At 44.6% G+C, this 24,959-nt stretch carries 22 protein-coding genes; 18 read left to right on the forward strand and 4 right to left on the reverse strand.

Going from position 1 to position 24,959, the window contains the following annotated elements; all coding sequences use genetic code 11:
* Nucleotides 1-146: 146 nt before the first annotated feature.
* Nucleotides 147-1,232: a chorismate synthase gene (aroC, locus tag ACED45_RS02565; RefSeq protein WP_004734182.1), complete on the forward strand. Its 1,086-nt coding sequence runs from the start codon at nucleotides 147-149 to the stop codon at nucleotides 1,230-1,232.
* A 112-nt stretch (nucleotides 1,233-1,344) separates the two neighbouring features.
* Here the strand turns inward: aroC and ACED45_RS02570 are convergent, their stop codons facing one another.
* Nucleotides 1,345-1,968, reverse strand: coding sequence for a trimeric intracellular cation channel family protein (locus ACED45_RS02570; RefSeq protein WP_004734183.1), 624 nt, complete (start codon nucleotides 1,966-1,968; stop codon nucleotides 1,345-1,347).
* 299 nt (nucleotides 1,969-2,267) lie between these two features.
* Between ACED45_RS02570 and ACED45_RS02575 the strand changes: the two genes are divergently transcribed.
* The 3 genes from ACED45_RS02575 to ACED45_RS02585 all read left to right on the forward strand — a co-directional run bounded on the left by ACED45_RS02575 (nucleotide 2,268) and on the right by ACED45_RS02585 (nucleotide 3,768).
* Nucleotides 2,268-2,798 (forward strand): elongation factor P hydroxylase, encoded by a 531-nt coding sequence (locus ACED45_RS02575; RefSeq protein ID WP_146492289.1) that lies wholly within the window; start codon nucleotides 2,268-2,270, stop codon nucleotides 2,796-2,798.
* A gap of 9 nt (nucleotides 2,799-2,807) precedes the next feature.
* A complete protein-coding gene (locus ACED45_RS02580) occupies nucleotides 2,808-3,071 on the forward strand; it encodes a YfcL family protein (RefSeq protein WP_017632537.1) in 264 nt (87 codons plus the stop codon).
* 175 nt (nucleotides 3,072-3,246) lie between these two features.
* Nucleotides 3,247-3,768 carry an NADPH-dependent FMN reductase gene (locus ACED45_RS02585; protein WP_017632536.1) on the forward strand — a complete coding sequence of 174 codons (522 nt, stop codon included), beginning with the start codon at nucleotides 3,247-3,249 and terminating at the stop codon, nucleotides 3,766-3,768.
* A 120-nt stretch (nucleotides 3,769-3,888) separates the two neighbouring features.
* Here the strand turns inward: ACED45_RS02585 and mnmC are convergent, their stop codons facing one another.
* Nucleotides 3,889-6,039, reverse strand: a complete 2,151-nt coding sequence (gene mnmC, locus ACED45_RS02590) for a bifunctional tRNA (5-methylaminomethyl-2-thiouridine)(34)-methyltransferase MnmD/FAD-dependent 5-carboxymethylaminomethyl-2-thiouridine(34) oxidoreductase MnmC (RefSeq protein WP_102433598.1) — start codon at nucleotides 6,037-6,039, stop codon at nucleotides 3,889-3,891.
* Nucleotides 6,040-6,095: 56 nt separating this feature from the next.
* Here mnmC and fabB point away from each other — a divergent pair, with 56 nt between their 5' ends.
* Nucleotides 6,096-7,322, forward strand: coding sequence for a beta-ketoacyl-ACP synthase I (gene fabB, locus ACED45_RS02595; protein ID WP_057622324.1), 1,227 nt, complete (start codon nucleotides 6,096-6,098; stop codon nucleotides 7,320-7,322).
* A gap of 71 nt (nucleotides 7,323-7,393) precedes the next feature.
* On the opposite strand, the gene ACED45_RS02600 is transcribed toward fabB, so the two are convergent.
* Nucleotides 7,394-7,657 (reverse strand): hypothetical protein, encoded by a 264-nt coding sequence (locus ACED45_RS02600; protein WP_371713262.1) that lies wholly within the window; start codon nucleotides 7,655-7,657, stop codon nucleotides 7,394-7,396.
* A 150-nt stretch (nucleotides 7,658-7,807) separates the two neighbouring features.
* Here ACED45_RS02600 and ACED45_RS02605 point away from each other — a divergent pair, with 150 nt between their 5' ends.
* The 9 genes from ACED45_RS02605 to purF all read left to right on the forward strand — a co-directional run bounded on the left by ACED45_RS02605 (nucleotide 7,808) and on the right by purF (nucleotide 21,229).
* Nucleotides 7,808-8,941, forward strand: a complete 1,134-nt coding sequence (locus tag ACED45_RS02605) for a 4-phosphoerythronate dehydrogenase (protein ID WP_048611503.1) — start codon at nucleotides 7,808-7,810, stop codon at nucleotides 8,939-8,941.
* Nucleotides 8,942-8,953: 12 nt separating this feature from the next.
* Nucleotides 8,954-9,967 (forward strand): aspartate-semialdehyde dehydrogenase, encoded by a 1,014-nt coding sequence (locus ACED45_RS02610; protein WP_371713263.1) that lies wholly within the window; start codon nucleotides 8,954-8,956, stop codon nucleotides 9,965-9,967.
* 207 nt (nucleotides 9,968-10,174) lie between these two features.
* Nucleotides 10,175-15,154 carry a FimV/HubP family polar landmark protein gene (locus ACED45_RS02615; RefSeq protein WP_371713264.1) on the forward strand — a complete coding sequence of 1,660 codons (4,980 nt, stop codon included), beginning with the start codon at nucleotides 10,175-10,177 and terminating at the stop codon, nucleotides 15,152-15,154.
* Nucleotides 15,155-15,348: 194 nt separating this feature from the next.
* Nucleotides 15,349-16,143: a tRNA pseudouridine(38-40) synthase TruA gene (truA, locus tag ACED45_RS02620; protein WP_004734161.1), complete on the forward strand. Its 795-nt coding sequence runs from the start codon at nucleotides 15,349-15,351 to the stop codon at nucleotides 16,141-16,143.
* A gap of 176 nt (nucleotides 16,144-16,319) precedes the next feature.
* Nucleotides 16,320-17,246: an acetyl-CoA carboxylase, carboxyltransferase subunit beta gene (gene accD, locus ACED45_RS02625; protein ID WP_017062348.1), complete on the forward strand. Its 927-nt coding sequence runs from the start codon at nucleotides 16,320-16,322 to the stop codon at nucleotides 17,244-17,246.
* 42 nt (nucleotides 17,247-17,288) lie between these two features.
* The gene (gene folC, locus ACED45_RS02630) at nucleotides 17,289-18,551 is read left to right on the forward strand and encodes a bifunctional tetrahydrofolate synthase/dihydrofolate synthase (RefSeq protein ID WP_371713265.1); all 1,263 of its coding nucleotides are present in this window, start codon (nucleotides 17,289-17,291) and stop codon (nucleotides 18,549-18,551) included.
* A complete protein-coding gene (locus ACED45_RS02635; protein WP_048662025.1) occupies nucleotides 18,552-19,127 on the forward strand; it encodes an SPOR domain-containing protein in 576 nt (191 codons plus the stop codon).
* A gap of 61 nt (nucleotides 19,128-19,188) precedes the next feature.
* Entirely contained in the window at nucleotides 19,189-19,680 is a 492-nt protein-coding gene (locus ACED45_RS02640) for a CvpA family protein (RefSeq protein WP_009848678.1), read from the forward strand.
* Nucleotides 19,681-19,714: 34 nt separating this feature from the next.
* Nucleotides 19,715-21,229 carry an amidophosphoribosyltransferase gene (gene purF / locus ACED45_RS02645; RefSeq protein ID WP_048660823.1) on the forward strand — a complete coding sequence of 505 codons (1,515 nt, stop codon included), beginning with the start codon at nucleotides 19,715-19,717 and terminating at the stop codon, nucleotides 21,227-21,229.
* A gap of 76 nt (nucleotides 21,230-21,305) precedes the next feature.
* Here purF and ACED45_RS02650 read toward each other — a convergent pair whose 3' ends face one another.
* Nucleotides 21,306-22,181 (reverse strand): LysR family transcriptional regulator, encoded by an 876-nt coding sequence (locus ACED45_RS02650; RefSeq protein ID WP_060982248.1) that lies wholly within the window; start codon nucleotides 22,179-22,181, stop codon nucleotides 21,306-21,308.
* Nucleotides 22,182-22,409: 228 nt separating this feature from the next.
* Here ACED45_RS02650 and ACED45_RS02655 point away from each other — a divergent pair, with 228 nt between their 5' ends.
* The 4 genes from ACED45_RS02655 (at nucleotide 22,410) to apt (ending at nucleotide 24,952) form a co-directional block, all read left to right on the forward strand.
* A complete protein-coding gene (locus tag ACED45_RS02655) occupies nucleotides 22,410-23,513 on the forward strand; it encodes a response regulator (protein WP_371713266.1) in 1,104 nt (367 codons plus the stop codon).
* A 148-nt stretch (nucleotides 23,514-23,661) separates the two neighbouring features.
* Nucleotides 23,662-23,799 carry a hypothetical protein gene (locus ACED45_RS02660; protein ID WP_017067606.1) on the forward strand — a complete coding sequence of 46 codons (138 nt, stop codon included), beginning with the start codon at nucleotides 23,662-23,664 and terminating at the stop codon, nucleotides 23,797-23,799.
* 74 nt (nucleotides 23,800-23,873) lie between these two features.
* The gene (locus ACED45_RS02665) at nucleotides 23,874-24,245 is read left to right on the forward strand and encodes a YbaN family protein (RefSeq protein ID WP_371713286.1); all 372 of its coding nucleotides are present in this window, start codon (nucleotides 23,874-23,876) and stop codon (nucleotides 24,243-24,245) included.
* A gap of 161 nt (nucleotides 24,246-24,406) precedes the next feature.
* Nucleotides 24,407-24,952, forward strand: coding sequence for an adenine phosphoribosyltransferase (gene apt / locus ACED45_RS02670; RefSeq protein ID WP_060982251.1), 546 nt, complete (start codon nucleotides 24,407-24,409; stop codon nucleotides 24,950-24,952).
* Nucleotides 24,953-24,959: the final 7 nt, after the last annotated feature.

Genomic DNA, 24,959 nt, shown 5'->3' on the forward strand with positions numbered 1-24,959 from the left:
TAGAAAGTTAAAATTGTTCGTTTTTTGGGGTTTACATCATTTGGTAATAAAGCCACTATGAATTCACGAAGAATAGACAAGTAAAGCTGTTAGCCAGTCGGTTTCGGAATCAAACCTTCTGCTCAATAGCTGATTTAGAGGAAGTAATGGCAGGAAACAGTATCGGACAACATTTCCGCGTGACCACGTTCGGAGAAAGTCACGGTATCGCACTAGGATGTATCGTAGATGGGTGCCCACCAGGATTAGAAATTACCGAAGCAGACCTTCAAAGAGATTTGGATCGTCGTCGCCCTGGTACTTCTCGTTATACAACGGCTCGCCGTGAAGCGGATGAAGTGAAAATCTTATCAGGTGTATTTGAAGGCCAAACTACGGGCACTTCTATTGGTCTATTGATTGAAAATACAGACCAACGCTCTAAAGACTATTCCGAAATTAAAGACAAGTTCCGCCCAGGCCACGCTGACTATACGTACCATCAAAAGTACGGTGTACGTGATTACCGAGGTGGTGGTCGTTCTTCAGCTCGTGAAACTGCAATGCGCGTTGCTGCAGGTGCAATAGCGAAGAAATACCTAAAACAAGAATTTGGTGTTGAAATCCAAGCATACCTTTCTCAAATGGGTGATATCTCAATTGATAAAGTGGATTGGAACGAGATTGAAAACAACGCTTTCTTCTGCCCAGATGCCGACAAAGTACCAGAATTTGATCAACTGATTCGTGACTTGCTAAAAGAAGGCAACTCGATTGGTGCGAAGATTCAAGTGGTTGCGACTAAAGTGCCTGTAGGCCTTGGTGAGCCAATTTTTGATCGTCTAGATGCTGACATTGCTCACGCTCTAATGAGCATCAATGCGGTGAAAGGTGTTGAGATTGGTGATGGCTTTGACGTCGTTAATCAACGCGGTAGTGAACACCGTGATCCATTAACGCCAGAAGGTTTCAGCAGCAACCATGCTGGCGGTATCTTAGGTGGTATTTCTACTGGCCAAGATATTGTTGCAAGCATTGCGCTTAAACCAACATCAAGCATTACCGTTCCTGGTGACACGATCACTAAAGACGGTGAAGCAACGCAACTAATCACTAAAGGTCGTCATGACCCATGTGTAGGTATCCGTGCCGTGCCGATCGCAGAAGCGATGTTAGCGATTGTATTGCTTGATCACTTGCTACGTCACCGTGGTCAAAACTTTGGTGTGACAACTGAAACGCCAAAAATCTAGTTCTGCTTCGTTGTAATCAGAACAGATTTGAAACTGATTTGATAAAAACAAAGAGGGTTGCTTCGTGATGAAGCAACCCTTTTTATATTCTGCGTAATTGAGAATATATCATTTAATGTACCGAGCTTTCAGGATCAAGCTGGAACGAAGGTAAACGCCACTTGAATCGCACGGCCGCCATGCGCAGCAAGTAACCAACCACAAGCGTCACAATCGTCGCGGTTACGTCGTTAATGCCAAGTTCAAGCAAACCTAGGTATAAACCTGAGGCGACCAGTGCGACAGACGCATACAGCTCTTCATGCAATACCAATGGTGTTTGACGACAGATCAGGTCGCGCAGCAAACCACCAAAGACCCCGGTGACTAGCGCAGACACCATGCAGATCATTGGGTGTAGGCCCATGGTCATCGCGACTTTAGTACCAATGATACTGAACACGATAAGCCCTAGAGCATCTAAACGAATGAATAAGCCTTTTAGCTTGATTACCCACTTAGCCAGCCCCGTTGTAATAACACCCGCGATACAGGTGATTGCCAGATACTGCGGGTTTTCAACCCAACCTAAAGGGTAATGGCCGAGTAAGATATCGCGTACTGTGCCACCGCCAATTGCCGTTGCACTCGCAACCAACATTACACCAAACCAATCCATTTTTTGTTTGCCAGCACTGAGAGCGCCGGTCATGGCTTCTGCCGTGATGCCAATGATATACAAAACACTTAGTAGCATTGCTGTAGCTCTATAATATAGGTCTATAAATTGGAGTCTTATAGGCCTTAGGGATATAAAAATGAAGCGCGAGTGTAGTAGTAAAAACACTGATTGACGAATGAATATTTGTACCGTGAATCGGCATTTCAGATTAGCTAAACTAATCATTCACCTCAAAGTAGTGTAATCTGGGATCAGCAATCGATTGTCACGGTAAAATATTGGGATCAACCTAATGCCATTGCCCGTGATAGGGCTTTACCGAACGCTTAAAAAAACGCAAAATGCCCCAGTTCTTTTTACTTAAATTTGATTTTATGACGCACCAATACTCAGACATCATCGATATTTTCAATCAAACCTTTTTCGAGAGCTACAATACCAAGATCGAACTGGGTGCAGACGAGCCTATTTACCTGCCAGCCGATGAACAGGTTTCTCACCACCGTATCGTATTTGCTCGCGGTTTTTATGCGTCTGCACTTCACGAAATCGCACACTGGTGTGTCGCTGGCCCAGAACGTCGTTTGTTGGAAGATTTTGGCTATTGGTATGAGCCTGATGGTCGAACAGAAGCGGTTCAAGCTGAGTTTGAAAAAGTAGAAATTCGCCCACAAGCGTATGAATGGATCATTGCGATGAGTGCGGGCTTTCCTTTTAATGTCAGCTGTGACAATCTACACGGCGATTTTGAGCCAGATCGTTTGGCCTTTATGAATAAAGTACACAGCGAAGTCATGGGTATCTTTGAAGCTGGTCTTCCGCCTCGCGTGAAAATGCTCTCTGAAGCATTACGCAGCTTCTACGATGTAGAACCTTTATGCACTAGCCAATTTATTGTGAAATAAGAGAATATTATGATTATCGAATTTGAAGAAAAACTACTTGAAGTAATTGATGCTCGCATTGAAAACGCATCAGACGATGAACTGTTTGCTGGTGGTTACTTACGTGGTCATATTTCTCTGTCAGTGGCTTCATGTGAAGAAGAAGGCATTGAAGATGTGGCTGAAGTAAAAGCTCGCATTGAAAAGAGCCTAGACGACGCTCGCTCTGAACTCACGCCTGCAGACCGTACCATCGTGAATGACCTTTGGGTTGAACTGCAAAACCAAGCTTAATCGCTGGTTGTTTATCATTATCCGCTCAGTCCCTTCCTTTTCATTTTGCTGAGCAGTGAATAGTTTGAGACTCATTCGAAATTTTTGAATGAGTCCGTTCAATCCTTGTGATGGTTCCATTTTCTGACTACGTTATTCTAATCCCACTTAACGGATTTACAGAAAAGGTCACATCATGAAAGTTATCGCATTCGGCGCAAGCACAAGCTCTACTTCTATCAACAAAACTCTAGCAACTTACGCAGCTAACTTGATTGAAGGTGCTGAAGTTAAAGTTCTAAACATCAACGATTACAACGTTCCTATGTTCAGTGAAGACACTGAAAAAGAGATTGGCCAAGCGGAAGGCGCACAAGCATTCTTACGTGATTTAGCTGAAGCAGATGCGTTTGTTATCTCTTTTGCTGAGCACAACGGCCACTACCCAGCTGCGTACAAAAACCTATTTGATTGGGCGACACGCATTGAGCGCTCTGTGTTTGGCGAGAAGCCGGCGGTTTACCTAGCGACTTCACCTGGCCCAGGCGGTGCACAAACGGTACTTGGCGCAGCAACAGGTTCAGCGCCATACTTTGGCGGAAACGTAAAAGCGTCAGTTTCAGTACCAAGCTTCTACGATAACTTTGATTTTGAGTCTGGTTCTATCAGCAACGAAGAGATTGCTCAGCAGATCAAAGACGCGGTTGCTAAGCTGTAAATACAAGTTAGATCAACACGAACAACAAAAAGCCCGAGGGACATAATGTCGCTCGGGCTTTTTAGCTTTTAGTTTCAGGTATTTCCAATATTTAGATATTCAGAATAGTTGAACTAGAAACTACTGATTTGTTTTTGAGTGCTTATCTGCAACCCAGCCAGCGGTTAGTGCCTTGCCTTTACGCAGCCTGCGTACCCACATTCTGCTTGGGTGAATCGCTTCAAGCACATCGACAGGTAAGGGAAGCGGATCGCCACAAATTTGTGATGCTAACACTTCAGCCAATAATGGCGCAGAGCTCAAGCCACGTGAGCCTAATCCGATAAAACAGTATAGGTTAGGGAAGCTTGTCACCGTTTCAACATCATCAACCGAGTCACGCTGTGGGTTAAAGTTGTGTAGATCTTGGTACTGATCTTTAATGGCTTCGAAATCGCCCACATTGCCAACAAATGGCAAGTGGTCACGGCTCACGCTACGGATACCTTGGCGCGCTAGGTTGCTACTGGTATCGACATCTTTTGTCCATGCTTGGTCTGGCAGTGACCCATGCAGACGCTCGCCATTATGTTGCTGAACCTCAATATCAAACTCTTGGTCGATGTTGGTTTTGTCGTAGTTTGCGCCAATACAATGGTGTCCATTGTTTGGGTTTTGTGGTGTTAAGTAACCATCAAAGCACAACACGGTTTTTAGTTTACTGAGGTTATCCGTGGTCGGAATGTGGCTCACTTGACCTTTAACCGGTGTCAGTGGTACTGGCTGAGTCTGCTCAAACTGAGTGAACTTGTGGCCGTTCGCAACCACCACTTGGTCATGCTTGGTTTGAATCTCACCTTGTGGTGTCTCAATGATGAGCAACCATTGTTGTTCAGTTTCGAGCCATTCTAGTTGAGTCACTTGATGTTGATAGTGAGTGCTAACTTGGTGGGTCTCTTCTAACTTCCCGATCAGGCCTTGTGTCAGTTGCAGAGGGCTCAACCAACCACCCAGTGGGAAGTAAACGCTCTCTTTATCGACCGGTAGGCCAATCTTTTCATTCGCTTGTTCTGGCGATAAACGCTGAATCAAATCTGTATGGAAATTGCCTTCCAACATGCGGTTGAGCTTTTTAGTGGAGCCTTCGTCCCACATCAAAATGTTCACGCCACACCAACTGTGGTCAAACTGAATAGATTGCGCCGCCTGATTAATGAACTGGCGAGCAAACAGTAAGCCTGGTCCAAACACGCGAGACACGTTCGAGGTGGCTTCGCTTAACAATGGATAAATCGCACCTTGATTGTTGCCTGATGCATTACCCGCTGCTTGTGGGTGCTCACAATAAAGCGTGATGTCTTTACCACGGCGGCTCAGCGTTTTAGCGAGTGCTGCACTAGCAACACCACCACCGATGATAGCGATGTCTTGCGATTCGTTGTGCTGTGATAGGCCATACCAAGGTTTGATGTTGGTGTGAGCATGCTTTTCGCCAAGTCGGCCTGCAATCATTTCTCGCTTGGTGCCAAAACCTTTGACCTTCTTCATTTCAAAGCCAGCTTCAATTAAGCCACGGCGCACAAAGCCAGCCGCGGTGAAAGTCGCGCAACTACAATCTTGCTTGGCGAGCTTGGCCATACCGTTGAATAGGTTTTGATTCCACATCTCTGGGTTCTTGCTCGGAGCAAAACCGTCTAAGAACCAAGCATCAACCAAACCTTCACGTGGGGTTGGTACGTTAGGCATGCAATCTTTAATATCGCCAAACCATAAATCAAGCGTGATTGCACCATCACCCAGCACAATGCGGTGACATTCAGGCAGGGCGATAGGGTAGTGTTGTTGGAGTTGCGTCGCATACTCGGCTAATTCTGGCCACGATTGGTGTGCTTTGATGAGATCCTCTTTATTTAAAGGATATTTTTCAAAACTGATGAAATGTAACTCTTTGGTCATCGCTTGTGGGTTATCTTTAAGAAAAGCATCGAACCATTGCCAAACTGCAAGAAAGTTCAAACCTGTGCCAAAGCCGGTTTCTGCAATCACAAAACGGCGTTGTTCATGTTCAAGCCAACGCTCTGGAAGGTGGTTTTGCTTTAAAAAGACGTAGCGAGTTTCTTCTAAACCGTTAACATTGGAGAAGTAAACGTCGTCAAATTGGTCTGAAACTGGCGTGCCAGACTCATTCCATTCCAGTTCTGCATTAGTAATTGAAGTCATAAAATCTATCATTTTGTGATTTGAAGCGATATGTTGGTAGGGATTGTACGAATTTCTAGGAAAGCTGACCACTTTTGTTAGGCTTCTTAGTTATCATCTAGCTGAATTTAGAATTATAGGAATGTCACATGAAACGAGTCGTAATCACCGGTATGGGTATTGTTTCAAGTATCGGTAACAACGTCGAAGAAGTTTTAGCATCACTGAAAGAGGGTAAATCTGGTATTACCGCTTCAGAGCAGTTCAAGGAAAATGGCTTGCGCTCTCAAGTTTGGGGTAACCTAAAAATGAACCCTGCTGACCATATTGATCGCAAAAAGATGCGCTTTATGGGTGATGCAGCGGCATTCGCTTATCTTTCAATGGAGCAAGCAATTGCTGATTCTGGTTTAACTGAAGATCAAGTATCTAATGACCGCACGGGTATCGTTGCGGGTTCTGGTGGTGCTTCATCTCTAAACCAAGTAAACGCGGTAGACATCATTCGTGAGAAAGGCGTGAAGCGCGTTGGTCCATATATGGTGCCACGTACAATGGCTTCTACTGTTTCTGCTTGTCTAGCAACTCCTTTCAAAATCCGTGGTGTGAACTACTCTATGAGCTCTGCATGTGCGACATCTGCACACTGTATTGGTCACGCAATGGAGCTTATCCAACTTGGTAAGCAAGACGTTGTATTCGCTGGTGGCGGTGAAGAACTGGATTGGTCTCTGACTATGATGTTCGACGCAATGGGCGCACTTTCTACTAAGTACAACGACACACCAGAACTGGCTTCTCGTACCTACGATGCAGACCGTGATGGTTTCGTTATCTCTGGTGGCGGCGGCATGCTAGTTATCGAAGAGCTTGAGCACGCTGTTGCTCGTGGCGCGAAAATTTACGGCGAGATCGTAGGTTACGGAGCAACTTCAGATGGCTACGACATGGTTGCTCCTTCTGGTGAAGGTGCGGTTCGTTGTATGAAGATGGCAATGCAAAACGTCGATGGCGTTGACTACGTGAACACTCACGGTACTTCAACTCCAGTTGGTGACGTGAAAGAGCTAGGCGCTATCCAAGAAGTTTTCTCTCAAGGTAATGGCGGTGGCAACAGCCCAGCAATTTCCGCAACGAAAGCGATGACAGGTCACGCTCTAGGTGCTGCTGGTGTACACGAAGCAATTTACTCAACGCTAATGCTAGACAATGGCTTTATTGCTCCAAGCATTAACGTTTCTAACCTAGACGAAGCTGCTGCTGGCCTAGACATCGTAACTGAAGCTCGTGAGCAAGAGCTAACAACGGTTATGTCTAACAGCTTTGGTTTTGGCGGTACGAACGCAACGCTAGTAATCAAAAAATACCAAGCTTAACTTAGGCTTGAGTTAGAGAGACAAGGTTAATCGTTAAAGGGTTGCGCTAGTGCCAATTCAACACGCACAGGTCACCCAGTAATAATGACCATCAGAACAAAGTTTTTAGACGTAGGTTTGTAAACGTGTTTTTTAAACATAGTTTTTAAATCTGGTTTTAGAAATTGAAAGGTTTCCAGAGCTTGACCAGTGCTGACCTTGGTTAGTACTGGTTGAACAGACGCAAGACTCTGTCTCCTGGAGAGCGAGATAGGATCCTTTTGTTCTGGATGTTTGCCCGATTGTTTATTCAATCGGGCATTTTTCGTTTTAGCCTTTTGATGTTGGGTGTTCACTTTGGTTTCGGTTCTTGTCTGTCAAGGCTAGGTGATTCAGCCCTTTATTTATAATGTATTCCAATTGCTACTCGACACCGTGTGTGGAATTTTGCACAATCATTTCAATTCACATTTAGGTCGATAGACCCCAACAAAAGTACGCGCCAAATGAAAATCTTAATCGACGAAAATATGCCTTACGCTGAAGCGCTTTTTAGCCAGTTAGGTGAAGTGACAATGAAGTCTGGTCGCACATTAACGGCCGACGACCTAGTTGACGTAGACGCATTGATGATTCGCTCTGTTACCAAGGTAAACGAGTCATTGATCAGCAAAGCCAATAAGCTGAAGTTTGTCGGTACTGCGACGGCTGGTATGGACCATGTTGACCAAGAATTGATGAAAGAGCGTGGCATTTTCTTTACTGCGGCGCCTGGCTGTAACAAGGTGGGTGTTGCTGAGTACGCGTTCAGTGCGATGATGGTGCTTGCGCAGCAACAAGGCTTCTCTGTTTTTGATAAAACGGTTGGTATTATCGGCTGTGGTCAAGTGGGCAGTTACTTAGCTAAGTGCCTAGAAGGCATTGGTATTAAAGTTCTGCTGAACGATCCTCTAAAACAGCAAGAGGGTGATACTCGCGAATTTACTGAGCTAGAGACTCTGCTTGAGCAATCAGACGTTATTACATTGCATACACCCATCACCAAGACAGGTGAGTTTCCAACGCATCACTTGATCAATGAGCAAGTGCTGAACAACTTACGTGCTGATCAAATCCTGATTAATGCAGCTCGCGGTCCTGTGGTTGATAACCAAGCGCTAAAAGCTCGCCTGCAAAAAGCCGACGGTTTCACTGCGGTTCTGGATGTGTTTGAATTTGAACCTGAAGTCGACTTCGAGCTTCTTCCGTTACTCGCTTTTGCAACTCCTCACGTAGCGGGCTACGGTTTAGAGGGTAAAGCGCGTGGTACCACGATGATCTTCAACAGTTATTGTGAGTTTTTAGGTACTGAACAGCGTGCGTATGCAAGCGACTTATTGCCGACAGCGCCTGTACCTCAAATGAAATTAGATAGAGCTTGGGATGAAGCAACACTGCACAATTTGACTCAGTTGATCTATGATGTGCGCAAAGACGACGCCTTATTCCGTCGCAATATCGCTACGCCGGGTTCTTTTGACAAGATGCGTAAAGAATATTGGGACCGTAGAGAGTACAGTGCAGTCGAGTTAACGGGCGACGAATCTTGTAATTTAACGCCGTTATCTAAACTCGGTTTTATGGTAAAGCCAACTTTATAAAAGAGAGAAACAATGAGCCAAGAATTTAATATTGCTATTTTAGGTGCGACTGGTGCGGTTGGTGAAACCATTCTTGAAGTACTTAAAGAGCGTAAATTCCCTGTCGGTGAAATGCACTTACTAGCAAGTGAACGTAGTGAAGGCAAAACTTCCCGTTTTAACGGCAAAACAATACAAGTACAAAACGTAGAAGACTTCGATTGGTCTCAAGTACATATTGCGTTTTTCTCTGCAGGTAGCGAGCTTTCGGAGCGCTGGGCTCCAATTGCAGCTGATGAAGGTGTTGTTGTTATCGATAATACATCACGTTTCCGTTACGAATACGATGTTCCTCTGGTTGTGCCTGAGGTGAACCCTGAAGCAATTGCTGAGTTCCGTAACCGTAACATCATCGCGAACCCTAACTGCTCGACTATCCAAATGGTAGTCGCTCTGAAACCAATTCACGATGAAGTGGGCCTTGAGCGTATTAACGTTTCAACTTACCAATCTGTGTCTGGTGCGGGTAAGCCTGGTATCGATGAGCTAGCGGGTCAAACGGCTAAGCTTCTTAATGGTATGCCAGCTGAAAATTCAGCATTCTCACAGCAGATCGCGTTTAACTGTATTCCTCAAATCGATGAATTTACAGAGAACGGCTACACGCGTGAAGAGATGAAGATGGTTTGGGAAACTCAAAAAATCTTTGCTGACTCTTCAATCACAGTGAACCCGACTTGTGTTCGCGTACCAGTATTCTATGGTCACGCAGAATCTCTGCACATTGAAACTCGCGCGCCAATCGGTGCAGAACAAGTGCTTCAGCTTCTAGAGAACACAGAAGGTGTTGAAGTATTCCAAGCGCTAGACTTCCCAACTCAAGTTCGTGATGCAGGTGGTAAAGACCACGTAATGGTTGGTCGTATTCGTAACGACATCAGCCATCACAGCGGCGTGAACATGTGGGTTGTAGCTGATAACGTTCGTAAAGGCGCAGCAACAAACGCAGTTCAAATCGCTGAAGTTCTGATTCGCGATTACTTCTAAGCTTTATTGCTTTGATAAACAAGCCTCACTCTTTAGTGGGGCTTTTTTAATCGATTGAAAATATTGTTAGTCAAATTGTGTGAAATTGCTGCGAATATTGTTGCTGCAACACATTTTTTGTTTTCATCTCTATAGTTTTACGTCATTTATCCGATATATTTAATAGATCATCACTTTTCCGAATTTAAGCACCTAGCTGAGCCTTTTATGTTTCAAATTTTCAAGCCGTGGTTAATGCCCTTTGCCTTTATCATTGCGACTCAGATTTCCGTTGTTCGTGCAGATTCCATTCGAGTTGTAGGACCTAATGGTCAGATACAATCAGCGCCTACGTTTTCAGAACCTCTTCAAAGAGCGCAATCGAATAGCGCTGAGCCTTCACGTTTCTATGGTCCAACTCGCGGCTCAGAAACATTGTGGTCTATTGCTTCAAAGTTACGCCCTGATAACTCCGTGTCAGTCCAACAAACCCTGTTGGCTATTTATCGCTTAAACCCACAAGCGTTTGAAAACCAGAATATCCATAGCCTGCTGCCTGCCAGTAATTTACGTGTGCCTTCTTTAGATCAAACACGTGCAAGTTCGACGCAGCAAGCTATCAACATCATGAACTCACATCTTGCTAAGCTTGATGCGCCAGTGACCAAGCCTGCAGCTTCAAAGCCAAAAGCAGTTCAAACCTCAAATCAATCGAATACTGGCTCAAAAATTACCACGCCTACAAAACAAGCCAGCTCAACTGAAGACGTTAAGAAACCTGCCTCGCTTGTTCCATCATCTCCAGCGAAAGAGATGAATAAGCTTGAGAAGCAGCTAGAGCTTTCAGAAACTGAACTACTGTCACTTGAAGAGAAGAACCATCAGCTTCGTTTGATGTTGTCGAATGTTCAATCGGAAGTCGATGAGTTAAAAACAGAGCTCAGTGATGAAGACCGCATTCGTAGCGAAGTGGAAAAGCTGCTTGATGAAGAGCGCAGAAAGAACTCCGAAATTGAAAAAATGGCACCAAGTGCACTGGACGAACTGTTATCGAATGGTTGGTTAGTGGCGGCTCTTGCGATTATTCCAGGTTTGCTACTTGGTTTGATCATTGTGATGCTGTTAGGCCGTCGCTCTAAAAATGCTGAGCAACAGCAAATCACTCAAGATCAACCTATTCAGCCACAACCAAGCAGCGTTGCGCCTATTGCATTGGGCGATGAAATGGACGACCTGAACGAACTCTCTTTAGACGATGACTTGTTTGGCTCAGAAGATGATGCCAACAAGTTGTTTGACGACCAAGCACTGGTTGAAGAAGATGATGTATTTGCTGGTTTAGATGAATCTGATCTTGATTTCAATCTGGATGGTGAAGACGATGACCCGTTTGCCAGCATTGGTGAAAATGGTGATTTAGATACTAACTTCGACGATCTAGATTTAGACAGCAGCAACGGTATCAGTGTTAATAGCGAAGACAAAGCGCTTGGTCTTGAAGAGATGGAGCGCGCGCTAGACAAAACAGCGGAAAGCGCACTCGATAGTGATGATGTTGACTTTGACCTTTCTGATGATAACGCAATGTCTGCTGATGACATTGAAGCCTTGTTATCTCAAGAGGGTGAAACTGAAGATCTAGGTTCCAACGAGCTAGACCAGTCTCTGTTAGATGATCTGTTTGCTCTTGATGATGAAGATGACGACAGCTTCGACATTGATGCGTTGATTTCTGAAGAGCAAAGTGATTCGCCGTCTAACACTGAAACACCAGCAAGTGATGATTTTGACATTGATGCGCTTATCTCAGAGCAACAGACTGATACTGCTCCTGAGAATGTAAGCAACGACGAATTTGATATCGAAGCTCTTATCTCGGAACAGCAATCCCCTCAACCTTCGGCTTCTAGCGTAGAAGATGATATTGACGATATCTTTGCTCAGGTTGCCGCTCAGAACGATCAAGCGAATGATCCTTTTAACCTCGATAGCGACGATGAGATTGCCACTAACTTAAACAGTGGTTTGGCGTCTGATGATGATATCGAAAACATTCTATCTCAGTTCGATAAGCCAATCGTAGATGAAGAACCTCAAGATAGCGTTGACCTGCTTGATGAGCAATTGGCAGGGGATGACGTTGATCTAAGTAACTCGACAGACCTCCTTGATGAAATGTTGGAAGACGAATCGGGTGTAGAGTCTGAAAGTGAGCCTTTAGGTTTTGACTCCCTATCTGAACTTGAAGAGCTTTCTGGTTTATCGACGGATGATGATCTAAACATCGCAGAAGACAGCACGGAAACCTTGGATGAATTGATAGGCGATTCTGACGATGATGATTTCGAACTTGATGCCGAAAGTACCGACTTACTGGATGATTTTCTTGATAGTGAATTGTCAGGTGATGAGCTTTCAGCGGATGTACAAGAATCAGAATCTTTAGACCCGTTTGATGACTTACTGACAAGTGGCATTGAAGATGAGCTTGAGTCTGAAGAGAAGGCGTTTGATAAAGAGCTTGATGCAGCCTTTGGTTTTAACAACGTCAACGAGGAGCCGGAAAAGGACTCAGACGTTGCTCTTACTCCGTTAACCTCAGAAACATCTGACGTTGAGCCTGAGCAAGCGTCGGACATTAGTGAAATAACACAACCTGAAATCGTTCGTGATGAATCGCTAGATTCGGAACTGATCCAAGAAAGTGCTGACGTTAAGCCAGAAAATGATGAAAACTTCAATCGTGATGACTTTATCGATGACTTGTTCGGTGTCGCACCGGCAACGGATGCTTTGCTTGATGACTCGCTAGAAACAACAGACGAAGCGTTGATTGATGAGTTAATGACTTCTGATGACAATGATTCGCTGCAAGCGACAGAAGAGCCTGTTGAGCCCTCAATTGAAAATACGGTTGAACTAGAGCAAGCGTCTCTTTCAGATAGCAACCAAGCATCAGCGGACGAAATTGCATCATCGGTTGAAGATGACGAACTGGATATCGACTCGCTGTTATCTGAGAATTCTGATTTTGACAAACCAGCTTTTGAAGAGCGAGTTCAAGAAGAAACTGCGTCACTAGAATCAGAACCGAAAGAAGCCGACGCACAAGAGCAGCGCGAAGACATTGCTGCTAGTTTTGAAGAGCAAGCTTCACCATCATCTTTAAATGATATCTCTGAATATGAAGAAGAGACGGTTGAAGACTGGTTAGCTGAAGCGATCGACGATGTAGAGTCGCCTGCGGACGTAGCTTCTGATTTTGACTTTGAACCGAAAATCCAAGGTAGTGAACAATTTGAAGATGTTGTTGAATCCTTGCCAGAGCCAGAGCCAGAGCCAGAGCCAGAGCCAGAGCCAGAGCCAGAGCCAGAGCCAGCTCGTGCTGCAAATATGCCAGAGATCATTCCGAATGAATTTGGTGTGCCGCAAGACGATGATTGGCTGATTGAAGATGATACGTCTGCACCAGAAGTATTAGCAGAAACTGATGTAACACCAGAACCAGTAACACCTGTTGTTGAACCTCAGTTAGACGCTGAACCGCAAGTTGAAGCTACACCACAAGCGGAAGTGGCAGAACAAGAAAGCGAAGAAGAATTCTCGTTTGATGACTTCGAACTTCCAGAGTTTGGTGAAGAAGACGCACTGGCGGAAGCTGATGCTGCGCCACAATCAGAAATAGCGAAACAAGAAAGCGTAGATGAGTTCTCGTTCGATGACTTTGAGTTGCCAGAGTTTAGTGAAGAAGACGCACTAGCGGAAGCTGATGCTGAATCAACACCAGAACCAGTAATGCCTGCTGTTGAGCCTCAATTAGATGTTGAACCTCGAACTGACGCTCAGGGTCAAGACGACGAAGAGTTCTCGTTTGATGACTTTGAGCTACCAGAGTTCGGTGAAGAAGACGCACTAGCAGAAGCTGATGCTGAATCAACATCAGAACCAATAACGCCTGCTATTGATTCTCAACCAAGTGTTGAATCACAACCAACCGCTGAGCCTCAACTAGATGCTGCACCAAAGGCTGAAACTGCTAAACCAGAAAGTGAAGAAGAGTTCTCGTTTGATGATTTTGAGTTGCCAGAATTCGGTGAAGAAGATGCATTAGCTGAAGTGGTGAGTGAGCCGGATGAAGCTCAATTAGAACAAGACCTATCTGATGGTACAGAGAAGTTCGAGTTCAATGACCTTGATCTTCCAGAGTACGATGAAGAAAGCGCAAAAGCGGACTCTGTTTTAGATGATATTGAGCAAAGCAGTGCTGAGCCAGTAGCAGAAGATGAAGACGTAGAGTTCGATGAGCTTGATTTACCAGAATACGGTGAAGATGAAGCCATCTCAGACGCGTTTGCAGAGAAACCAACACCACTGACTTCTTTCAGCCCACAAGGCGAAGAGCAAGATGCGTTGCATGATTTGTTCGCGAACCCACAAAGCTTCAGTCAGGCTGAAGATTTCTCGAATCCACAAGACTCTGAGTTGGCTGGTTTTACACAGCCAGAAGAATCACTGAGCACAGCTTCTGAGCTAAACTCAACGCCTACAGCGGTTCAAGACGAACCACTAGAAGGCTTTGATGACTTTGATGAGACAGCATTAGCTGAGCTGCTTTCTGAAGATGTTCAAGACTCTGTCGACAACATGTTTAATAAGCCATTGGATGCAACATCGATTGATAGTGCAGGGCTAGATATTGATGCCATGCTTGAAGTTGGTGGCGAAGACTGGAAAGGCTTTAACCTAGCGCCAGAGCAACAATCGAGCATGCATCATGATGTGCCTGACGACCAACAAGAGATTTGGGCGTCGGCTGAACAGCAAGCTGAACCGAAGATCAAAGAAGAGAATTGGGCTCAACAAGACAACCTAACCGAATCAGGCAGCAGTCGTGATAAGCAATACATGACGATTGATGAACTGATGGCTCAAGTCGAGCGAGAAGGTGGAGAAGTCACTAATCCAGACGATGAAGAGCTTAAACTGGATGTTGGTCTCAACGAATTCCCTGATGTTATCGGTGATATTGGCAATTATGATGTCGACAGTAATGCAGAAGCTGCGGGTAAGCTTGATTTGGCTAAAATCTACATCGAGATGAGTGACTCGCATGGGGCAATTAAGCTTCTAGAAGAGGCAATCGTTGACGGCAGCGATGATATTCGTCGAGAGGCAAAAAATCTTATCGATTCGTTAAACGGTCGATAAATTAACAAATCATAAAGGGTAGCGTTGGCTACCCTTTATTTTTAGATGATACAGAGCGCTATTGTTTGATTTGCTTTCCCAAAAGCATCGCCTAGGTCGATGCTGATTGTTTATTGAAGTTTTAGCCCCATCCTATTTGGGCTAGCACTGATTTCCGTATATACTTCTCGCCCATTTTCAAAGAGAACAAGAACATGAAAATTGCTTTAGGTATTGAATATAACGGTACCCACTACTTTGGTTGGCAGCGCCAACGAGACGTGAAAAGTGTCCAAGAAGAATTGGAAAAGGCTCTTTCAGTTGTCGCGAATCACCCTGTAGAAGTTATGTGCGCAGGTCGTACAGATGCCGGTGTTCACGGTACGGGACAAGTCGTTCACTTTGAAACTAATGTCGATCGTAAAATGGTGGCATGGACAATGGGCGCGAATGCCAACATGCCAAAAGATATTGCGGTTCGTTGGGCGACAGAAGTGAATGAGGATTTTCATGCTCGCTTCTCAGCAACTGCCCGCCGTTATCGCTACATTATCTTTAACCATGCACTTCGCCCTGGCATTTTGAATTCAGGCGTGAGCCATTATCATGGCCATCTTGATGAGAAAAAAATGCACGAAGCGGGTCAGTACTTACTTGGTGAGAATGATTTCACTTCGTTCAGGGCAACACATTGTCAATCCCGTAGCCCATGGAGAAACATGATTCACTTGAACGTGACTCGTCATGGACACTACATTGTGATTGATATTAAAGCGAATGCGTTTGTTCACCACATGGTAAGGAATATTACTGGTAGCCTTATTGCCGTAGGTAAAGGTGAGCAGAAACCAGAGTGGATCCAGTGGCTTTTAGAAGCTAAAGATCGAAAAGTAGCCGGCGCAACTGCAAAAGCGGAAGGTTTGTATCTTGTGGATGTTGATTATCCTGAACATTTTGAGCTACCACGAGAGCCAATTGGTCCTCTATTTTTGCCGGACAATTTGAACTAAATGTGAGACTTAGGTTCAAAAAATATTACGGTTTAGTGCGTAAGATAGTGCCAGAAAATAGGTACAACCAGTTTTTTATCTACAGTCGCTGTTTTATGTGCTTTAATTCCCACGCATAATTCCCAAATTTATTTCTTTCGCAATCAAGCGGAAGAATCGAAACAAAAAGGTCTTCCATGAGTTGGCTTGAAAAGATTTTAGAAAAAAGCAACATCGTAACATCTCGTAAAGCGTCTATCCCTGAGGGTGTTTGGACTAAATGTACTTCTTGTGAGCAGGTTCTGTACCATGCAGAACTAGAGCGTAACCTAGAAGTATGTCCAAAATGTGACCATCACATGCGCATGAAAGCACGTCGTCGTCTGGATACCTTCCTAGACAAAGGTGAGCGTGTTGAACTCGGTGCTGATCTTGAGCCACAAGACAAGCTGAAGTTTAAAGACTCAAAGCGTTACAAAGAACGTATCTCTGCTGCTCAAAAGAACAGTGGTGAGACAGACGCATTAGTTGCAATGAAAGGCGAACTGCTTGGTTTACCTATTGTAGCGTGTGCTTTTGAATTCTCATTCATGGGCGGCTCAATGGGTTCTGTTGTTGGTGCTCGCTTTGTGAAAGCGGTAGATGCTGCTATTGAGAACAACTGTGGTTTAGTTTGTTTCTCTGCAAGTGGTGGTGCTCGTATGCAAGAGGCATTGATGTCTCTAATGCAAATGGCGAAAACCAGTGCAGCTCTAGAGCGCTTATCTGCGAAAGGCCTACCGTTTGTTTCAGTAATGACTGATCCAACAATGGGCGGTGTTTCTGCAAGTTTGGCAATGCTTGGCGATATCAACATTGGTGAACCAAAAGCACTGATTGGTTTTGCTGGACGTCGTGTAATCGAACAAACGGTACGTGAAGACCTTCCTGAAGGTTTCCAACGTAGTGAGTTTCTTCTAGACCACGGTGCTATCGACATGATCGTTGACCGTCGTGAGATGCGTCAGCGCGTTGCAAGCCTTGTTGCTAAAATGACCAACCAGCCTTCACCATTAGTAGTTTCTGTGAACGATTCACCGAATGAAGCTACTTATGAAGTACCAGAAGCGCCAGAAAAAGGGTAAAGTACCTTCTAACAAACCAACTTAATTATGGTTATGAGTTAGATGAGTCAACAACCTATTCCTCAAGCCACATCCTCTTTGGAGATGTGGCTTGATTATTTATCAAACATCCACACCAGTGCTATTGATCTTGGATTAGACCGAGTTCAGGCCGTCGCCTCTAAGGCAAACCTCACCAAACCTGCTCAACACGTCATTACTGTTGCCGGAACCAATGGCAAAGGCTCAACGTGTGCCCTTATGGAAGCGATTCTATTGGATGCTGGTTACTCTGTCGGTGTCTACAGCTCTCCTCACTTAATTCGCTATAACGAACGTGTTCGTATCAATGGCCAAGATCTCTCTGATGAGAAGATGGTTCAGTCTTTCGATTTCATTGAGAAAGAGCGTGGCGAAATCAGTCTTAGCTTTTTCGAATACGGCACCTTAGCGACGTTACGTGCATTTCAAACGGAAACGGTAGATGTCGTGCTATTGGAAGTGGGGTTAGGCGGTCGTTTAGACGCAACGAATATCGTTGATCATGACGTGTCTGTAATTACGAGCTTGGCTGTCGACCACGTTGATTGGCTTGGTGATGACATCAATGTAATTGGCTTTGAGAAAGCGGGCATTTATCGTAGCGGTAAACCAGCTATTTGTGGTCAACCTAAACCACCGGCAACGGTTGCGGCACACGCTGATGACATTAAGGCTGAGTTCTACCAAGTTGGTATCCAATACACCTATGATGTTGATGGTGATACGTGGAACTGGCGCAGTGGCGCATTTCAACTGGAATCGCTACCTATTCCAAGCCTGCCGTTACCTAACGCTGCAACTGCGTTGATGGCATTGGGCACATCAGAGCTTAATATTAGCGACGTGAACGTTGTTAACGGCATGAAGAATGCGAAGCTTCCTGGGCGTATGCAGCAAATTAGCGATCAACCTGTGATTGTTCTTGATGTGGCACACAACCCACATTCCGCTGAGTACTTTGCACAGCAAGTAACGAAGCAATACGCAGGCAAAAATTTACACGTTGTAGTCGCTATGCTTCATGACAAAGATATTCCAGCGACATTGGAAGTATTAGCCCCTATCACAACACATTGGTATCCAGCTTCGTTGCAAGGCCCACGCGCAGCAACAGCGGCTGAATTGTGTCAAAGCCTGCCTGAAGGTGTAGAGCAGTATCTAAACCCTGTAGCAGCGTTTGAAGCGGCTTTAGCTTCTGTTAAAGGTGATGATGTTGTGTTGGTGGTCGGTTCTTTCCATACCGTAGGCGAAGTCTTGGAGCATTGGCAGAAAAAAGGAAACTAAATGGCAAGTAAATTCCAAAGCCGATTAGTCGGCACCATCATTTTAGTGGCCATTGGCGTGATTGTATTGCCCGATGTGCTAGATGGTAAGAAGCTCCACTATAAAGAAGAGTTTGCAAGCATTCCGATTAAGCCAGAGCTTGATAGTAATGTTGAAGTGTTTGAAGTACTCGATCCTGTTGAAGATCAGATAGCGCTACCGGATTCTCCAGTTGAGCAAGTGGTTGAAAGTGGTCGTACTGATAGTTCAAACACGCAAACCGCGTCTTCTTCCAATAATAAAGAAGCTGACAAAGTGGCAGTAGTAGTTAAGCCAGTACCGGAAAAAAATGAATACCAAGACAGTGCTTGGATTATTCAATTGATGGCTTTGAAGAATGCTGACAACGCAAAAAACGTTGTTGAGGATCTGCAAAAGCGTGGTTATCAGGCTCACACCAAGCAAGAAAAAACTTTTACGCGAGTAATTATTGGCCCGGATGTCTCTAAATCCAAACTTGAGCGACAAATTAAGGAATTAGAAAAAATTACGGGTTCAAAAGGCCAATTGCTCAAATTTAAACCGTTAAATCCATAAGAAAACGTTTGCGTCAGCATTTTTTCTGTTAAAATGCGCGCCAACTTAAGATGAAGAATTCATGAATTGGTTAGATTTTGTCATTTTAGGCGTGATCGGCTTCTCTGCCGTGATCAGTTTAGTTCGTGGTTTCGCTAAAGAAGCCTTGTCACTCGTAATTTGGTTTGGAGCATTTTTTATTGCTAGCCAGTACTACGCTAAATTAGCGATGTACTTCACCAATATCGAAGATGAGATGTTTCGAAACGGAACTGCGATAGCAGCATTGTTTGTTGCAACGTTAGTTGTTGGTGCCTTAGTTAACTATGTCATCGGTCAGCTAGTTCAGAAAACAGGCCTGTCAGGTACAGACAGAATCCTCGGTGTCGTCTTTGGTGGCTTACGTGGTGTTTTGATTGTTTCTGCAGTGTTGTTTTTCATGGATGCGTTTACTGCATTCCCAAGTTCTGAGTGGTGGAAGAATTCGCAATTGGTTCCGGAATTTAGTCGAATCATTGCGCCGTTCTTCGAGCATTTACAAGCAACATCTAGTTTCTTATCTGGCGCGCTCTAGCGCCAGTTAATGTCGAAAAATCGAGGATTAGGACATGTGTGGTATTGTTGGAATCGTGGGTTCAACACCTGTAAACCAGTCTATTTATGACGCTTTAACGGTATTGCAGCATCGTGGCCAAGATGCCGCTGGTATTTGTACCATAGAAAGCAATCGTTTCCGTCTGCGTAAGGCGAACGGTTTAGTAAAAGATGTTTTTGAAGCAAAACACATGCAGCGCCTACAAGGTGAAGTTGGTATTGGCCATGTTCGTTATCCTACAGCGGGTAGTTCAAGTGCGTCTGAAGCTCAGCCTTTCTACGTAAACTCTCCTTTTGGCATTACGTTGGCGCACAACGGTAACCTGACGAACGCAAACGAAGTTCGTGAGAAGTTGTTCGAAAAAGACCGTCGCCATGTAAACACAACCTCTGACTCTGAAGTTCTACTGAACGTATTGGCTCATGAGATCGATACTGTTAAAGGTAACGTGACTTCGGATGATGTTTTCCGCGCTGTGGCAAATGTGCACCGCACAATTCGCGGTGCTTACGCCGTAACTGCGATGATCATCGGCCACGGTATGATCGCATTCCGTGACCCACATGGTATTCGTCCACTGTGTCTTGGTAAGCGTGAAGTTAATGGTAAAACAGAGTACATGGTTGCGTCTGAATCGGTAGCACTCGATGCTGTTGGCTTCGACTTCATGCGCGACGTAGCGCCAGGTGAAGCTATCTACGCAACATTCGACGGTGAGCTTTTCACTAAGCAATGTGCAGACAACCCACAACTAAACCCATGTATCTTTGAGTTTGTATACTTTGCACGCCCAGATTCATTCATCGATAAAATCTCGGTTTACAGCGCACGCGTTGAGATGGGTGAGATGCTTGGTAAGCGTATTAAAGAAGAGTACGCAGACTTAGATATTGATGTGGTTATCCCAATCCCTGAAACATCAAACGATATTGCGCTGCGAATCGCTCAAGCGATCAATAAGCCATACCGTCAAGGTTTCGTAAAAAACCGTTATGTTGGCCGCACGTTCATTATGCCTGGTCAGCAACAGCGTAAGAAGTCGGTTCGCCGTAAGCTGAACGCAATCCGTTCTGAGTTTAAAGGTAAGAACGTTCTATTGGTTGATGACTCTATCGTTCGCGGCACAACATCAGAGCAGATCATTGAAATGGCTCGTGATTCTGGCGCAAACAAAGTGTTCATGGTTTCAGCAGCTCCAGAGGTTCGCTTCCCTAACGTTTACGGTATTGATATGCCGAGCGCGACAGAGCTGATTGCTCATGGTCGTGATAACGAAACGATTTGTAAGCAGATTGGCGCAGATGCCTTGATTTTCCAAACACTACCAGATCTGATTTCGGCAGTGGGCATGGGCAATCAAGACATTTCTCGTTTCGATACTTCTGTATTTAACGGCGAGTATGTAACGGGTGATATCGACCAAGCGTACCTAGATTTCCTAGACTCTTTGCGTAATGACGACTCAAAGGTTCAGCGTGAGATTCAACAAGATCTAGCGAACCTAGAGTTACACAACGAAGGTGCTTAGTTTTCGTTAGTGGCAACAATATAAAAAACCAGAGCATCGGCTCTGGTTTTTTTGTTTACGGAGAAGGGGATTGACCTTAATGAATGTGGTACGCGATCACAAAATCAATAAACAATCTAACTTTCTCTGGTAGATGATCTTTGTGGTTATAAAGCATGTAAATATCACGAGGGTTAGCGCTCCAGTCTTCTAAGACTTGGACTAAGCTGCCATCTTCAATGTATTCACGGATCATCACGTCAGGCATTAGGGTGATACCTAGGCCTTCTGAACAGGCTTGTCTCACGACATTAAGCGCATTCGCATTGAAACGGCCTTTCTCGCTATTCACCACCGTCTCTTCATTCGAATTACTCAGCTGCCACTTAATCAGCGGGTAGCCTTTGAGTAGCGAATGGTTCGCTAGCTCTTCAGCATGGCTTGGTGCTGGGTTCTTCGCTAAATACTCAGGGCTCGCGATAAGAATATCTTTGACTTCACTGATTTTTCGGGCAATTAGGCTTGAATCACGCTGTGGGCCAACACGGAAAATCACGTCCCATTCAGTTGGATCCAACTGATCCGCTTGGTTGTTCATCATCAGCTCAATATTGATATCAGGGTATTGAGTCATGAAATCGCTGAACATTGGCATCATCATGCGCTTAGTCAGGTTGGAGGGGGCCGTAATACGAATCTTACCGGAAGCTCCTTTGCACACGTCAGTCAGCTCTTCTGCAGTAGAAGAGAGACGTTGCAATAGTGGAGAGCATTCATTAAAGAAACGTTCGCCGGCCTCTGTTAAAGAAAGTTTACGCGCGTGTCTATTGAGAAGCCTAAGATTCAAAGAATCTTCTAAGGCTTGGATGCGTCGTGTGATGGTCGCAACCGGAATCATAGTCTTGCGCGATGTTGCGGTGTAGCTCCCATTTTCAACGACGAGTCGAAAGAGGTTTAAATCATCTAATTTCATAAATCCAGACACATTTGTTTACAATCTCATCTAATTTATACGTAACAGTGAGATCAATGTTTGCGTTACGTCAACTCGTTGCACTATTTACAAGTATTCCAACCCTCGTCACGAATTACCAGTAAAGAGTGCAAATTTGTGTATTTAGCATTTTATTACTAAGTTTTATATTAGTTCTTAGAACAGATAACAATAATAATTCGACTTAGTTTTGTGAGGTTATAGATTATGTACAAAACTCACAGTCAGCCAGTAATGACCTCGGCTCAGGAAGTAATTAACCAGAAATGCGTGATGTTGGTTGATGATGATCCTATTTTTCGCCGTATAACCAGCGCGTACCTAGACAAGGTCGGTTATAAAGTGGTTGAGGCTGAAAATGGACTGGACGCTCTGCAAAAGCTTAGAGACTCAGCGCCAGATTTAATTGTGTGTGACTTATCAATGCCGATACTTGATGGCATCGAGCTTGTGGAAGAGCTCAGTTTAGAGTACCCGTCACTGCCTATGATCGTGGTGTCTGGCACTGATGATATGTCTGATGTGGCGAAAGCATTACGATTTGGCATTAAAGACTTTCTAGCGAAACCGTTAGAGGCTCACGGTCACCTAGGAAGTGCGATTGCGAATACATTGACAGATTCATTCGACAACATTTCAGACCAACGAGATTTTTCGAGCCAATGGTTCTGTGTGGATGACGGGGGAGAGATCCCTGAAGACCAAGAACTGCATTGGCATCTGAATTACCTTCAAGAAAATCCAAGCGCAGCAAAAGACTTACTGCATGCGCTGCTTCCAGAGAAAGATACTCAACAAGGCTCATGGCGTTGCAGTTACCGTTTACTGCAGTCAACAGAGATGATGCCACTTGTGTTTGATTATGCGTGGATGATGAACGGGCAGTTTGCTTTTTACCTCGTCGATTCATCGTCTTCTGATAATGGTGGCTCCGCGACAACACTGTTGGTGAGAGCGCTGTTCCACGATTACATAAGAAACAGAAAAGATTTTAATGTTGATCTCAAAGATATTGCTGAGATCTTAGAGAAGGGGATTCGTTGCTCTAAATGTTCAACCCCAGTGAATGCACTGTTTGGTGTTGCTGATCTCGCAGAGGGAACCATTTCTATTTTACCTGCGGGCTTAGATGGGCAATGGTCAAATGGTGAATTGAATCAACATATTGCAGCAGGTGAGCGCTTGGGCGAGAACTGTAAGAAGAACTTTATTACAAGGGATCTACCGATCGAACAGGGCTGCCAACTTTCGTTGAGTCTACTTGGATCGGCAAGTTTTAGTTTAGACATACACCAAGGGTCTACTGATTAACCCTATATTTCCTCGGTTTTTGTGAATAATTGATTAAGGTATAGTTGCGCAAATGGTGTGGCTATGCCTTTTTTGTTAAATGTCGATTTAGCAAAGCGGGTTTGGTTCGCCGGATACTCACCTTTACTAACAAAAACAAGAAGCAATCATGGCAGATAACAAAGACTTTCAAGACCCGTTTAATGTATTCTACTTTTTAGGGTTTTTAGCCGCATTTTTAATGATCCCATTGCTACCAGCAACGCTTACGTTGATCCGTGTATTCAATGGTTACGCAACATTCTAGTTAAGCTGTCGTCGCTGATTAACGATAGCTAACTCAAGGAGGCCACAATTAGCGTTCGAGTTTTAAGCCTCAATATTGCTGGTGGCCTTTGTATATTTCTCGCAGTTCTAGGGATAGTTTTGCCCGTTCTGCCAACCACTCCTTTTCTCCTTCTTGCCAGCGCATGCTTCATGCGAAGCAATCCGAAAGTTCACAAGTGGATGCACGAGCATAAAACGCTGGGTCCTTTGTTGAACACTTGGCATCAATACGGTGCGGTCACCAAACAAGTTAAAACGCGCGGCGTACTCTTTATCTTGTTGAGTTTTGCGTTATCCATCTACTTTGCCCCTATCATTTGGGTCAAGGTTTTCCTAATTTGCGTACTTGTTATTCTTCTCACATGGTTTATGCGACTTCCAACTCATGAGTTGGTTGCTGACAGCAAAGAAAATCACTACCATTAAGCCAGTGTGCCTGCTTGTATAGCGGGCGTTTATTATTTCAGCAACCAGAGTTATGACTCTCGTTGCAATGAATACCAATCGTACCTTTCCTTAATTCCGAACGTTGATGTTTGATTCGTTAACGAGAGTTTGGAAAGCGGCCTAATGAAGTGCATAAGATTATGAACACAGAAAAAATCTCTCTGATCAAAGCAAGCATCAAAAGCATTCCTGATTACCCTAAAGCGGGTATTTTGTTCCGTGACGTAACAAGCTTGATGGAAGATCCAGTAGCTTACAAAGCGACTATCGACCTGCTAACGGAAACATACAAGGACATGGGCTTTACTAAGATCGTTGGTACTGAAGCTCGTGGTTTCCTATTTGGTGCGCCTCTTGCACTTGAGTTAGGTGTTGGCTTCATTCCTGTTCGTAAGCCGGGCAAGCTGCCTCGTCAAACTGTGGCACAATCTTATGAGCTTGAGTACGGCACTGATACACTAGAAATCCATACCGATGCTATCGTTGAAGGCGATAAAGTGCTTATGGTGGATGATTTACTAGCAACGGGCGGTACGATTGAAGCAACAACAAAGTTGATTCGTCAGCTTGGTGGTGTGGTAGAGCACGCCGCATTTGTTATTAACCTTCCAGAAATCGGTGGTGACAAGCGCTTACAAGGCTTAGGTCTAGAAGTGTTTAGCATCTGCGAATTCGACGGTCACTAATCCTTTT

Source organism: Vibrio crassostreae (assembly GCF_041439375.1).
Lineage (GTDB): Bacteria > Pseudomonadota > Gammaproteobacteria > Enterobacterales > Vibrionaceae > Vibrio > Vibrio crassostreae_D.

Bases quoted from the DNA above. Each gene is read 5' to 3' on its own strand.
- ACED45_RS02635 (WP_048662025.1), top strand. From the start codon at position 18,552: ATGGCAAGTAAATTCCAAAGCCGATTAGTCGGCACCATCATTTTAGTG.
- apt (WP_060982251.1), top strand. From the start codon at position 24,407: ATGAACACAGAAAAAATCTCTCTGATCAAAGCAAGCATCAAAAGCATT.
- ACED45_RS02580 (WP_017632537.1), top strand. From the start codon at position 2,808: ATGATTATCGAATTTGAAGAAAAACTACTTGAAGTAATTGATGCTCGC.
- purF (WP_048660823.1), top strand. From the start codon at position 19,715: ATGTGTGGTATTGTTGGAATCGTGGGTTCAACACCTGTAAACCAGTCT.
- truA (WP_004734161.1), top strand. From the start codon at position 15,349: ATGAAAATTGCTTTAGGTATTGAATATAACGGTACCCACTACTTTGGT.
- fabB (WP_057622324.1), top strand. From the start codon at position 6,096: ATGAAACGAGTCGTAATCACCGGTATGGGTATTGTTTCAAGTATCGGT.
- accD (WP_017062348.1), top strand. From the start codon at position 16,320: ATGAGTTGGCTTGAAAAGATTTTAGAAAAAAGCAACATCGTAACATCT.
- ACED45_RS02640 (WP_009848678.1), top strand. From the start codon at position 19,189: ATGAATTGGTTAGATTTTGTCATTTTAGGCGTGATCGGCTTCTCTGCC.
- ACED45_RS02650 (WP_060982248.1), bottom strand. From the start codon at position 22,181: ATGAAATTAGATGATTTAAACCTCTTTCGACTCGTCGTTGAAAATGGG.
- ACED45_RS02570 (WP_004734183.1), bottom strand. From the start codon at position 1,968: ATGCTACTAAGTGTTTTGTATATCATTGGCATCACGGCAGAAGCCATG.
- folC (WP_371713265.1), top strand. From the start codon at position 17,289: ATGAGTCAACAACCTATTCCTCAAGCCACATCCTCTTTGGAGATGTGG.
- aroC (WP_004734182.1), top strand. From the start codon at position 147: ATGGCAGGAAACAGTATCGGACAACATTTCCGCGTGACCACGTTCGGA.
- ACED45_RS02575 (WP_146492289.1), top strand. From the start codon at position 2,268: ATGACGCACCAATACTCAGACATCATCGATATTTTCAATCAAACCTTT.
- ACED45_RS02615 (WP_371713264.1), top strand. From the start codon at position 10,175: ATGTTTCAAATTTTCAAGCCGTGGTTAATGCCCTTTGCCTTTATCATT.
- ACED45_RS02605 (WP_048611503.1), top strand. From the start codon at position 7,808: ATGAAAATCTTAATCGACGAAAATATGCCTTACGCTGAAGCGCTTTTT.
- ACED45_RS02655 (WP_371713266.1), top strand. From the start codon at position 22,410: ATGTACAAAACTCACAGTCAGCCAGTAATGACCTCGGCTCAGGAAGTA.
- ACED45_RS02610 (WP_371713263.1), top strand. From the start codon at position 8,954: ATGAGCCAAGAATTTAATATTGCTATTTTAGGTGCGACTGGTGCGGTT.
- ACED45_RS02660 (WP_017067606.1), top strand. From the start codon at position 23,662: ATGGCAGATAACAAAGACTTTCAAGACCCGTTTAATGTATTCTACTTT.
- ACED45_RS02585 (WP_017632536.1), top strand. From the start codon at position 3,247: ATGAAAGTTATCGCATTCGGCGCAAGCACAAGCTCTACTTCTATCAAC.